Below are 12,160 nucleotides of genomic sequence, written 5' to 3' on the forward strand. Positions count from 1 at the left end.
GCTTAAAATAGTAGGAAAATTTAGGATAAATCGACAAAGGCAAAATTATGATCATATATGGTACAAAAGGTGTGGAGAGGACTCTTTCTCGGGGAAATTTTTCGTGTCCCAGTTGCACAAAGAAAAGATCTTACCGAATTATTGAGGTAAAAAAATACTTTACCTTGTATTTTATTCCCATTATACCGTTAAATCGCTTGGGCTCTTATGTGGAATGTTTGTACTGTAAGGGAACGTTCAAAAAGACCGTATTGCGCAAGTCAAAAGCTCTAGAAAGAAAAGCACAAAAAGATAGTTCTCCTGCTGTCAATACGATGGATGCAGAGCAGGCCGAGTATATAGAAGCCATAAAAAACGTCATGTTGCTCATTATGATGGCGGACGGAGTCATTGATGACGGAGAACTAGAACAAATTGCGGCTGTGTACAAGCAATTCACCAATCAATATCTCACCAAAGAGCATATAAAATTGTCTGGTGAGCAAATGGCAAAGGAACAAAAAACTCTAAAAGATTATTTAAAAGATGTTTATCCTAAACTAAATCTTCAGGGAAAAATCAAAGTTTTACAAGCGGCGATGGAAATAGCGAGTGCTGATGGGGAATTTCAGTTACAAGAGCAGCAAATGATTTACAATTTGGTAAACATTTTGCAAATCCCTGTAGAAAATGCCAACCGTATCGTCCAGCAATATTTTGATATTGATGTAACATCCATTGTTTTTATGTGTCCCAATTGTCAACACCCAACGAATTTAAAGCACAGTTTTAAACCCGTTGGCAAAAAAAAGAAATGCAAGAAATGTCAGCATGTTTATCCCCTCAGTCATAAAACGGCCAAAACAGTTACGCTGTTAAATCCCTCCAGTCAACTAGTGACACAGCTTTGTACATCGTGTAACAATCAGTTCTACATAAAATTGGGTCTTCCCGCAGCACAGCAAACTTGCGTTTACTGTGCAAAGAATGTCGATAACTTGAGCCTATATTTCGACTACGAAAAGCACAAAACACCTGAGAGTATGGTGGGAAAAAAAATAGTGATCAACAATGCGACGTATACCCTAGATAACTACGTAGAGAAAAACAAGCAATATTTTATGTTTACGTTGAGAAACGATGTCAGCAATCTGATTTTGTCCACAGCGGGAATTTGTGAGTTCCCCGTCGATAGTGAAGAGTGTAAGCAATGTTTGCAACAGACGATTCAAGGGGGGGAGGCGTTGCGCACCGCAGGTATTCATTATTTATATGCCGCGTTTCACCAAACCCAAGGGGCTCTCATTAAAATTCAACCTTGCCGCTATTCTGTAAAAAATGCAGCGTACTTTGAAGAATTGGTTGCCGAAGCGTCTACGTGTTTTAACAATAAAGACTATCAACAGGCTTTAAAAATCTACAACAGCATTTTAAGTCAAAATCGTCATCACACACACGCACTCATCAACAAAGCGCGTTGTTTGATGTTTCTACAACAACTAGATGCCGCCAAACATTTCGCCACAAATGCAATAGATATAGAGCCAAATCAACCTTCTTATCATGTACTACTCGCTTATATATTCGCGTACTCTGGAAATTTTGCGATGGCCATGCAACTACTGGACCCATGGATTGCCAAAGCGGAGCATGATATAGATACGTCTCTCGCCTACTTGACGATTTCTGCGGAATTTGACACTGCATATTTCTATCAACAGCAGGTGGGATATATAACAAACCTCTACAAAAGCTACGCCGAGTTTCAAGCATTGCAAGATTCGCTACAAAAAAGTCTCGAACGCAGTCATCGCTATACGCAGTATGTTGTGGAAGCGTATAAAATACAAAGTAGCACCCCCAAAAATTGGCAAGCCGCCGCAGATTTGTGCTTGCAGGCAAAAAATATTACCGTCAATAATTATATTGCGCAAATGAACCACTATGTCTGTTTATATCATTTAGGACAGTTCGATAAAATTAGTGGCTATTTAGACAGCCTTCTCTACGTGTTGCGCAAGAATAACTTCAACAGCGCATGTATTTTATGTGCCTTATCTTACGCGAATCAAAAAAACTGGGAGAAAGCCAAGGTGATTATCTTTTTGTTAATTGACCTAGCCGATAGTTGGGGGCTTCCACTTAAGCACCCCGTAGATTTACCGAGTATACCATGTGCGATTGACGTATACGGCAAACAAGATATTGAGCAAAAGACCGGTAAGGATGTGATGGAGTTGCTGCTGAATATTTCGAAATTTACTCAGGTAAACGCAGAAGAACAACAGCAGCTGAAAAATCTCATTGTTTTGTATCACCAACGCGAAAAGATTATGTTTGAACAGAGCAGTAGCTAAATCCATTTAAATCGTAATCGTAGCCGTAATCGTAACCGTAGCCGTAACCGTAGCCATAATCGTAATCGTAGCCGTAACCGTAGCCGTCACCGTGGCCCTGACCGTGACCCTGACCCTGACCGTGACCCTGACCCTGACCCTGACCCTGACCGTGACCGTGACCCTGACCTTAACACTATTGACTTAAAAAGTGAGTTCATGTCATTCCCGCTTACGCGGAAACGACAACGTATAGAAACAATAACATAAAGAAGCATAAAATTGAGCGACATCATTTCATTACTGTTCACCATCACTGCCGAGTTTTTGATTGTGTGCATCTTGGTAAAGAACATTACCTTAAAAAGACTTTTGTTGTATTGCGTACTGGTCAATTGTTTAACACAGCCTCTTGCCAACTATTTGTATACGGAGTTCATCATTCACAACTGGGAACAAGTTTCGGCGTTTTTACTACTAGAATTTAGCGTCATTGTTGTTGAAATGTTTTTGTGGCGTTTGTTGTTACAGCGAAGCCACCTTTTTGCTTTGTACTTATCTGTTGTTGCGAACTTCGCAACGGCAACTGTGGGCCTATTCTTTCACTAGGAGAAAAAATTATGAGATACCTATATTTTTTCGTGGTATTGCTATCGACCACTTTTGTGTTTTCCGATGTTATTATTCCCAATACGAAGAGAATTGAGCATGTTTTCAATTTGCAGGGATGCGAGAAGTATTCTAATAATGTTTTCGTCGCATACCCGGTAAATGTTTCGCGCGGACGTCCTATGTTTGAGCATCGCGTATTGACCAAGGACTCTTTTGTGTCATCAGGGCGTTTTTGCCGTACACAGGTCCTCGTTTTCAAAAAAGACGCCTACGATAACAAAGCGTTTGCGAAAATGGTTGCGGATAACGATATGGACACTGATAAAACCATATCCTCTGCAAATTGTGAGGTTATATCGCTGAATTTTTCGTCAAAGCAGGTAGTACGTTCCTCTGATCCAACGCAAAGAATCGTTGATGTATATCGTCTTCAGCAAAAAAAGAAAACACAAATTTTTGAAGTCGTTCACAGCAAAAAAATATACGTTTACAAAAACAACAAGCACAAGGTTATTGACTATGAAAAAAAGGACAAGAAATCTAGTGGTGATGAACAAGCGTCTACATTTGAGCAAAAGGAATTTTACTATTTAGGTATACCCATTCTTGCACTTATGGGAGTAATATTGGTCGTTTTTAGACGTAAAACATAATGAACAGACAAGAAGTTGTTTTTGTAAGTATTTTAGGTGTCGCACATGGAATTGCGGATTGTATGGCAGGCTGGCTACTGGCTAGTTTGCCATACGAGATGGATTTGATGGAAATTGCGCGTTTGGTTCTCATCTACAACATCTGTGGCTTTTTATTGCAACCTGCAGCGGGCTGGGTAACCGATTACCTTAAAATTTACAAATGGGCAACCGTATTTGGTTTGCTATGCATTGCCGCATCTTTACTTATGCGAAATGTACACTTGTACAGTGTCATTGTTGCAGGTATTGGCTCATCTTTTTTTCACGTTGGTGGAGGGGGAATGGCGATAACCTTTACCAAAAAAAAGGCCCTGGGCCCAGGGATTTTTGCGGCTCCAGGTGTATTGGGCCTTGGGATCGGTGGATTTTTGGCGATTTATGCATATGAAATCACTACTGTATGCGTAACTCTTGCAGCATTGTTGATTGTGTTGGTGTGCTTTTTTCCACAACAACAAAGCCACCATGAAAAGTCTATAAAACCTCGCGAGTCTTTTCTTGATGGCCATGACATTATCATGTTAGCTATTATTACGGCAATTGCATTGCGCTCTGCGATATGGCTAACTATGCAATCTTTGTATGCTGGGGAAGTACACACCATACTATTCATGGCTATTGCTGCTGGTATTGGCAAACTCATCGGAGGCATTGTTGCCGACTATGTGGGGTGGAAAAATTGGGTGTATTTTGCAGCAACTTCTGCCGCTATATTACTAACGATCGAGAGATATCATCAAATATATTTACTGATTGGTGTGGGATTATTGCAATCAACAACGCCGGTGTTGGTGGTGATGATTGCACAATATATTCCAAAATATCCCGCCTTATGTGCTGGTTTAACTTTTGGTTTGGCGATCGTTCTCGGAAGTATACCTTATTATCTTGGTTGGAGTCAGGAAATGTCTTCTCCGCTATGTATTGTTGCTCTTACAATGGCGATGCTAGTGATCTTGTGGCATCCCGCAAATATTCGCAAAGAAATTCGCAAATAATCACCGCTTTACCCATCCATTGCTAAGCAATTTTGTAAATCTTCCTTCATTTCCATAGCACTTTGATAACGGTCATGAAGTTTGTGTCCCATCGCTTTTTCCACAACCGCGACAATATTTTGTGGTAAATCGGAACGTATTTCAGGTAAACGCTGATAATGATCTTTGAGCTTGGCGTAGAATAATCTGTCTAAAGTTTTTTTTATTTCTACGAAAGGAGCCCTACCCGCCAGTAGGTAAAATAAAATAGCTCCTGTAGCGTAGATATCCGCTAAGCTGGTGGCGCTTTTACTTTTTTGTATTTGTTCTAACGGGATATAGTAAGCATGTACATATTCAGAGTTCATTTTATGGAAGTCTACCGGATTTCGTAGTCGTTTCGGTAAGACCATTTGTATTTTTATATTGTTATTACAAACGTAAATTGTGGATGGATTTAAGCTGAGATGAACATAATTGTATGAATGAAGATGCTCTAGGGCAGTTAATATCTGTATTACGATACCGATGCTGATATCTATTGGTGGCGATGTTATGTGTTGGAGTTGACGTTTTTCTTCTATGTAGTCGCGAACGATAAAAATATTACTTTTATACATACCGTGATCTAGTATATTCTGAATATTGCCATGGCTAAGTGCCATGATCTGGGCTATGCGTTGATGAGTTTTGTGTTGTTCTTTTTCGTTCAGGCGGTGCATGAACTCTAAAATGGCTTTGTTGTTGTGTGAATCGCACACTTCATAGTAGATAGAGTCGTCGGAAGTTTCTCTTTTTTTGATGACTTTGTACTTGCCTTCTATCCATATCTCTTTTTGAGAGTTGCGGTTGTATTGCTTACTACTATGTGATCTGTTCGCAAGCTGTTGAAAGCGATCAGCGATTTTATCGTGTGAGGTGGAATTACTTGTGGATGGTGAGGTCAAATGATTGCTTTTGCTATCCTGAGTTATTGGCAATGTGTCAAATTTGCTATAGTATAAGTCCTGTTGTTGATTGGATGGTTCGATATTTTGCGCAAAGATGTCTTTTTTCGTATTTTGTTTGGCTTTTTGCTCAGGGGAGTTTTCTTGTTGTTCGCTCATTTATTCCTTCCTTACACATAATATTTTTTACGATTTACTTCTTTTGATAGTCACAGACCACTTCTCCACATACCCGCAAGTTCCGATGTAAGCGGTACTTTTTGTGCCGCCAAAGAAAATGAATCCATATTTGATTTGGGAGCCACTAGCAGAAAAATCTGGCTGGACACTTTCGTTTGTGTGCAGATAAGAGTTGGCAAATTCTTTAAAATTATTTTGAGTGGCAGTTTCTTCACAAATACGGAAATCATTGAGCAATAACTCATGCGCTTTGTTGGTGATGTATATTTTTCCGTCTTGTTCAAGGGCAAAATAAAAATACAAGCGTCCGTTGTGGTCCATGTCATTTCCTACTGTTGCTTGATTGCATAGAGCCGTGGCTTTAAATGTTAGCGCATAAAGTGCACCGTGTTTTGTTGGCTGATATGGTTGTGCGAAAAAAACAGCGGCGTTAATGTCTCCTTGTTTGACCTTCAGCGATATATACAGCTTACGTTGGTTACTATTGGGGACAAGTTGGGCGTTCGCGTGTTGAGGAAAGCGATCTATCTGACTACTATTTGCAAAATAAGTCACTTGGTAGTTTGCGGCATTGAAGTTTTCATCGTGAATTTTTAGGTCTTTTGGGGAGACCCATGGCCACCAAAAAAGACATGTCGCTGCGAAAGTGATGAGCAAACTTTGCACAAGTTTTCTGGAAAGAGAAGTGCGTTTCTTAGAAGAAGTGTAGTGGAATTTACAGATACCAAGATGCGCAGCTAGTTGTGGCAAAGATACGTCGTCGGCAGCAACAATACATGGTTTTTCATTGGATAACTGTTGCCGAAAAATAGTTATATCGTTCACTTTTTGCTGTAACTTTTGCGATAGAATATGCGCATCCCTCGTAGGTAAAACTAATGCCACGGCCTTTGCCATCTTCGCAGCGTTATATTTTTTTATTATGTCTTCTTCCACCTCATTTGCATCGCAGTAGGTCTTAATTGTTGCGTCGAGAAATGGTGGCGCTCCAATGGGCTTAGCGATCGCGGCGCTCAAAAGTACCAATGGTAAGTTTTGTGCTTTGTTGTGTTCATACTGTGCAAAAGCGGCCAAGACCAATGCCAACTGCATAGATACGCCCGCGCCGTTTATGCGACCATTTTGCGCAATACTTGTTTTACTATGATCATTTTGCTCGATGATGGTTCCTGATACTCCGTGGTGACACAAGTTTAAAATAGGCGGTCCAGGATCGGAGGACGGCAAGACGTAGATATTGTGATTGCTATCGCGTACTTCGCGGTATCCTGCATAATTATTGGGCTCAAGAACAACAACAACGTCGCGTAGTTTTTCAGGTGAAGGATTGGCATAGGGATATCCTATCCGATATCTTGTTTTCATGACAATCTTTCTAATTGAAGGTGTGTCCACCCTTCAATATCGACAAATATCAGATTGTTGTCGTGTGGGATGTGATTGTTTATCTCTATTTTGTACAATTCTTTATCGTCACGAAGAAAAGTTGCTCTCAAAGTCATTGTTATATTTGATTGAAGGTACACAATGTAACCATTTCGTCTTTTTTCAGCGACAATTGCCGTGTGGGTGGGGTAGCCATTTTCTTGTAACACTTCACTCGGAATACCAATAAATCTAGCGGTGGAACCTGCTGCGGCAGGTAAACTATCACGAGAAATTGTTGTAACATTTTCACGGAGTTTTTGTTTGGCGGCAATAGCCTTAATCATGGCTGTGGGAAGTTCTAAATCGGCCAAAATTTTTTGTGTATTCCCATCGCCAAAGATCGAGTTGCGAACTTCTTGACTTGTGCGACGACATGCCGCGTAGTAATTTCGACACTGCGAACACGAATTTAAGTGCTTTTCTAATTCCTGTTTCTCCGCTGCTGACAGTTCGTTATCGATCGCACGCGAAATCATTTCGTAATCGCAAGGTCGACTCATAGCGAAATCCTCAGTTCAAAATCAATGTTTTCTCGCTGTGCCACTTGAAAAAGTTCTTGGCGTACATTTGAGATGTATCTGCCGACAGCACCGACACTAATATTCATTTCTTGTGCAATTTCTTTATAGGTGAAACCCCCTACTTCACAAAGAATAAAAGCGATTCTTTGTTGTTTCGGTTGTTTTTGTAAAACCTCTAATAGCCTTTTGTTCACGCCTTTGCTTTCTCGCGTTGGTTTATCAAATTTTACAATAAACCGTTATTTTTTTTATCTTATTTATTGACAAATGCTTACAGCGGAATGTCTATTTCACAAAGTGCTTTTTCGTGGCGAAGGCTTTGAAAATAGGGACTTTCATTTCTTGTAATGCATCTCTCTTACTAACGTGCAAAAATAGTAGAATTCACTTTAATGATTTAACCAAGTAATGCACATTTTGTAAAGTTTTTCACGCGAAAACTACAAACATTTTTATATTCCTATTATGCAAGGGAGGTTTTATGATACCATTCCTTAAAAATTGTTGCGCACTACTATTTTTAGTGACGTTCATAAACGCGCAACCTATTATTATACTAGACACTCTTGCCTTCGATAATACGCAACATTCGCATATTGATTTTGAGGCAGGCTCTGGACAAAATACCACTGCGGGAATTAATACCGCGATCGCATCCACAGGAGCAACTTTTAGTCTATCGCAAGGTTCGATAAATCCCGGTTCTCCTTTTCAAGGACTGGATGGTGGTCCAGTAAGCGGAGTTGGACACATTGCGGGAGGTGCCATTGTTTTCAATATGAATTTTGCCGCAAACCCAGTGGATGCCGTGGGTTTTTTTCTCGGAGGTCTCACAGGCCCTGCGGGAAACATTGTCGTTACTTTTGTCGATAACACCACCCTAGACTTACCTGTTGCCGAGCTCACCGCAAATGGAGTATTACCGCCTGTGGGTAATGGAGCACCCGGAACAAACGCTATCAACGGTTTTATTGGAGTCGATGCCAACGGTGGATCTCTTATTAAGTCTATAGACTATAGTGTCGGCGGTGATTTACATTCTATCGATGATATTTTCTTTGGCGATGCCAATAGTGTTGCGACGGGTAGTTTTAATTTGCCCACACCAGGGCTTATAAATGTCACGAATGCAGGAGATCAATTTTTTCCAGAAAATACGTTAGGTAGTCAGTCTTCGACAACTTTACCAACGGTAGGAGGAGGTGCCCCCGAGCCACCAGCGGTTCCTGAACCAGCCACCTATTTTGTATTTGCCATTTTTGGTTTGTTTACTATTCTCAAACTGCGAAAGAAATAATCCAGATCCCGATCTCGTTCCCGTAAGAGAACAAAGTTATTTTATAAATTCACAATAACAAAAAGATTGCTCAATTTTTGGGAACGGGATCAGGATTAGGTTCGGGATTGTATTACTCGCGCCAACGATATGAATGTGGATATCCCAAGATATTGTTGATCGCGTTCAAATGCCGGTCTATTTCTCTAATGGCATTTAAGTTAGACAATAACAAGGTAGCTGCTCCACTGTATTGAAAACTAGTCACCGGTAACATCATTTTTTGGGCGAGTGGACCTCCTATTGTACCGATAAAAGAGGTAGGAGCGCCGATGATACTGTCTAAATCGCCCCACTTTTCTTGCAGCTGTAAAGCTGTTTCTCCAGCAACCATAATCCTCCAACGATGGTATTGCAAACGACGTATTGCGGAGATGCGCAAACTACGACATGTTAGGTCTTTGGTGATGATATAGCGACGGCGACGTTGTTCGGCCTCTTGCCAAAATTTTTTGCCTATTTTGGCATCAAATTGTTCGGTCGCGGCTTGTTGTATTGAGTCCTGTATATTTTGATTTGCCCATTCCGCAGCGGTGGTGTCTAAGTTTTCAAAAATGAAATCGGTAAGTTTATTGAAACCTTTTTTGCTGTAATGTTGAAAACCTACATACTTTCCTTTGGTACCATTCACAAGTTTTTGATACGACTTTAAACTACCACCGGTGAACTTTTCCATGAGTTTTTTGATACCCAAATCGCGTATTTTTTCGAGCCAGTATTTGTATATCAACCATTGGTATGCTTTGGCCAGCTTTTTCGAGTCTTCCAACATCTTATTTGCGGCTTTTTTAATGTCCATTTTTGCAGGACATTTCGGTTCCGGAGGAGAACCAAGGACCGCGTTAAATTTCCATTCCTGGGGGTCACCTCCAGGCCAAGCGTCCCAAGTACCAGCACTTTCGCTCAATTGTTGAAATACCGAAGGTATGGTAAATTCGTGAACTTGACTTTGATGCCCTCCGACGACGGCTTGGATGCTCACTTTATGTGGACGCTCTAGAGCGGGATGATTGTTGCGCGCAATTGAGACAATACGCTTTAGTAAAGACGCTACCTGACCAACATAGGGAATAACGACTAGACTCGCGTTGTCGTCGTCCACGCCACCAACGCCTACCGGAACAAATAGGACATAGCCATTAAATTCACCACCACTACTTTCTGACACTGCGCGAGGGTAACGAGCAGAAGTTTTATAGTATTCCGCGGCGTCACTGCCATATGTTTGTTCGATATTATTTGCAAAGCCATCAAATATATTGACTCCACCATCCTTACCAAGATCTTGAATATTTTGTGCAGGAACAAAGGGACGCGTTTGTTGGTCGAGAGCGATATCCATCAAAAAATCACCGTTGATCCAAAAACGTACATAGCCCCCTTGTTGCAGTTGTTGAGGGTCTCCTACTTCGACAGTTAACGATGTGAGGCCATATAGGGTCATAGGATCACTCAATGCGGCCATACGATTTTCGATGTTGTCTTTGCCGCGAACGCCATTGGTACGCGCGCAATGCTCTTTGTCCTGAAATGCCAAGCAGTAATCCTGGGAAATACAGCGATCAGGGCATCCCATATTCCAGCAGCGCAATGCAATCCAAGTTTTGGGCAGAATTTGCGCCCAATATTCTTTCGTTGGTGTCCAGTGCTTGGTGACGGTTAAAGTGGTTTTGGGTTGGTAATGTTGCCGTGATTTTTGCAGAATTACTTTCTTGATGGGAGTATCAGGTCCGCCGTCTTGTTCTTTGCGTTTAGCGACTTCGATGAGTTGTGAAGTGGATTTCATTGTCGCTGTGATGAGCGGCATTTGTTTGTTGCGTATTTGCTGTACTAATTCGCATATTTGTGGTTTTACAACAGACAACAACTCTAGATTTTCTTTGATACGTTCGACACCGGTAACGGCGATACCAATACTCATGTCTAGCTGAGCACTCATGGCAAAAACCGAGGCAGCGCTGCCCATATTCTTTTTGGCCCATTTTTTCGCTTCTTTATCCAAGCGACGGTTATAGTGACGACAACGCATGGCTTGGTATAGTACACGATTGATGCTGACGGAATCGGACTTAAGGCAAAAATTTTCGAGCGCTTGTAATAATGGTTCGACTTCATGAGGAAATTCCGTCATCGCACTTTGAAATTTGTTGGGCGGGGTTTTTGTTAGTGCTTGCATGTCCTGTGGGTTGAGTTGTGGAATGGGCACCTTTTTACCTAGCAATCTTTGCAAAACTTTCGATATGGCTTTGGGGTCCATTTTCTCGCCCTTGTCTAGAGCTTCTCCCATTTTATCCATCAATTGCTCAAATTCCCGCTGCTCCTTTTCCGTTTTGGGTAATCTGTCGATAAAGGGGATTTTTTTCCCGAAAAGTTTTTGCAAAGTTTTATTTATGTCCTCCAAATCTTCTTTTTCGTCTTGTGGGTTTGCAGGGGTGGTATTGTGTGGTTTTTTCTCGACTACTTTCGGCTTGTGCTGTGGAACTTGTGAAAATATTTTTTGGTGTATGCCAGGCCCTATTATGGATATTTTGAAACGCGAATGTTTATCTCTATGTTGCCAATTTCCGCGAATAGTCGCGGTAACTTTTTCATATTTCGCAACAATCCCCCACCGTTTTTGTTTACCTGTGGTTGGTTGTTGCTGTATTATTTTCCAACCTTTATTTTTTAGTTGTGCATTGTACCAATTGTAAATTTGCGTACAGTCCTCTTTATTGATAAGAGTGACCTGTGCAAAGTTTGGGATGGGAAATGATTGTTCTTGTATTTGCTGACTTTGGGGATACACAGGAAAAGAATTTTGCGCTTTTCCCTCGTTGAAAAATATGAATACCAAGAATAGTGTGATAAGGTGCTTCATTGCGTTTCCTCACTTTTAGCATGATGGTTTCTCTGTTACTGCGACGTCATTTTTTGTTGTTACTACCATGAAACACTATCTCTTTTTGGCAAAGAAAACAACCAAAAATTAGGTTGTCGTATATTTTTTGCAGAGAACTCATCATTTGCTGCGAAACGCGCAGCAAATTTTGGCATTTCAATAATGTGTCCGTATACATATATAAACGCGTATTGTTAGGATTTATTTGACTCGTGGAACGTTGAGAGTTGTTGGTTAGCTATTTTCTTTTTTCGGAAAAGTTTATATT

At 40.9% G+C, this 12,160-nt stretch carries 10 protein-coding genes; 5 read left to right on the forward strand and 5 right to left on the reverse strand.

Annotated elements, in window-relative coordinates; all coding sequences use genetic code 11:
• Positions 1-47 precede the first annotated feature (47 nt).
• The 4 genes from UABAM_RS03400 (at position 48) to UABAM_RS03415 (ending at position 4,620) form a co-directional block, all read left to right on the forward strand.
• Positions 48-2,336 carry a TerB family tellurite resistance protein gene (locus UABAM_RS03400; RefSeq protein ID WP_151966595.1) on the forward strand — a complete coding sequence of 763 codons (2,289 nt, stop codon included), beginning with the start codon at positions 48-50 and terminating at the stop codon, positions 2,334-2,336.
• Positions 2,337-2,597: 261 nt separating this feature from the next.
• Positions 2,598-2,924, forward strand: coding sequence for a hypothetical protein (locus UABAM_RS03405; RefSeq protein ID WP_151966596.1), 327 nt, complete (start codon positions 2,598-2,600; stop codon positions 2,922-2,924).
• Positions 2,925-2,935: 11 nt separating this feature from the next.
• A complete protein-coding gene (locus UABAM_RS03410) occupies positions 2,936-3,580 on the forward strand; it encodes a hypothetical protein (protein WP_151966597.1) in 645 nt (214 codons plus the stop codon).
• Positions 3,580-4,620: an MFS transporter gene (locus tag UABAM_RS03415; protein ID WP_151966598.1), complete on the forward strand. Its 1,041-nt coding sequence runs from the start codon at positions 3,580-3,582 to the stop codon at positions 4,618-4,620. The genes UABAM_RS03410 and UABAM_RS03415 overlap by 1 nt, the downstream gene beginning before the upstream one ends.
• An 8-nt stretch (positions 4,621-4,628) precedes the next feature.
• Here UABAM_RS03415 and UABAM_RS03420 read toward each other — a convergent pair whose 3' ends face one another.
• Genes UABAM_RS03420 through UABAM_RS03435 form a run of 4 tightly spaced genes read right to left on the reverse strand, consistent with a single transcriptional unit; the run spans position 4,629 to position 7,869 of the window.
• Positions 4,629-5,705, reverse strand: coding sequence for a serine/threonine protein kinase (locus UABAM_RS03420; RefSeq protein WP_151966599.1), 1,077 nt, complete (start codon positions 5,703-5,705; stop codon positions 4,629-4,631).
• 27 nt (positions 5,706-5,732) lie between these two features.
• Positions 5,733-7,091, reverse strand: coding sequence for a hypothetical protein (locus UABAM_RS03425; RefSeq protein WP_151966600.1), 1,359 nt, complete (start codon positions 7,089-7,091; stop codon positions 5,733-5,735).
• Positions 7,088-7,654 (reverse strand): anti-sigma factor family protein, encoded by a 567-nt coding sequence (locus tag UABAM_RS03430; protein ID WP_151966601.1) that lies wholly within the window; start codon positions 7,652-7,654, stop codon positions 7,088-7,090. The genes UABAM_RS03425 and UABAM_RS03430 overlap by 4 nt, the downstream gene beginning before the upstream one ends.
• Positions 7,651-7,869: an RNA polymerase sigma factor gene (locus UABAM_RS03435; RefSeq protein WP_173013112.1), complete on the reverse strand. Its 219-nt coding sequence runs from the start codon at positions 7,867-7,869 to the stop codon at positions 7,651-7,653. The genes UABAM_RS03430 and UABAM_RS03435 overlap by 4 nt, the downstream gene beginning before the upstream one ends.
• A 287-nt stretch (positions 7,870-8,156) precedes the next feature.
• Here UABAM_RS03435 and UABAM_RS03440 point away from each other — a divergent pair, with 287 nt between their 5' ends.
• Complete coding sequence (locus UABAM_RS03440; protein WP_151966603.1) at positions 8,157-8,972, forward strand: hypothetical protein; 816 nt, start codon at positions 8,157-8,159, stop codon at positions 8,970-8,972.
• 112 nt (positions 8,973-9,084) lie between these two features.
• On the opposite strand, the gene UABAM_RS03445 is transcribed toward UABAM_RS03440, so the two are convergent.
• Positions 9,085-11,871 carry a hypothetical protein gene (locus UABAM_RS03445; protein ID WP_151966604.1) on the reverse strand — a complete coding sequence of 929 codons (2,787 nt, stop codon included), beginning with the start codon at positions 11,869-11,871 and terminating at the stop codon, positions 9,085-9,087.
• Positions 11,872-12,160: the final 289 nt, after the last annotated feature.

Source organism: Candidatus Uabimicrobium amorphum (assembly GCF_009002475.1).
Lineage (GTDB): Bacteria > Planctomycetota > Uabimicrobiia > Uabimicrobiales > Uabimicrobiaceae > Uabimicrobium > Uabimicrobium amorphum.

Excerpts from the sequence above, each read along its gene's own strand:
- UABAM_RS03400 (WP_151966595.1), top strand. The coding sequence starts at position 48 with ATGATCATATATGGTACAAAAGGTGTGGAGAGGACTCTTTCTCGGGGA.
- UABAM_RS03410 (WP_151966597.1), top strand. The coding sequence starts at position 2,936 with ATGAGATACCTATATTTTTTCGTGGTATTGCTATCGACCACTTTTGTG.
- UABAM_RS03415 (WP_151966598.1), top strand. The coding sequence starts at position 3,580 with ATGAACAGACAAGAAGTTGTTTTTGTAAGTATTTTAGGTGTCGCACAT.
- UABAM_RS03420 (WP_151966599.1), bottom strand. The coding sequence starts at position 5,705 with ATGAGCGAACAACAAGAAAACTCCCCTGAGCAAAAAGCCAAACAAAAT.
- UABAM_RS03425 (WP_151966600.1), bottom strand. The coding sequence starts at position 7,091 with ATGAAAACAAGATATCGGATAGGATATCCCTATGCCAATCCTTCACCT.
- UABAM_RS03430 (WP_151966601.1), bottom strand. The coding sequence starts at position 7,654 with ATGAGTCGACCTTGCGATTACGAAATGATTTCGCGTGCGATCGATAAC.
- UABAM_RS03440 (WP_151966603.1), top strand. The coding sequence starts at position 8,157 with ATGATACCATTCCTTAAAAATTGTTGCGCACTACTATTTTTAGTGACG.
- UABAM_RS03445 (WP_151966604.1), bottom strand. The coding sequence starts at position 11,871 with ATGAAGCACCTTATCACACTATTCTTGGTATTCATATTTTTCAACGAG.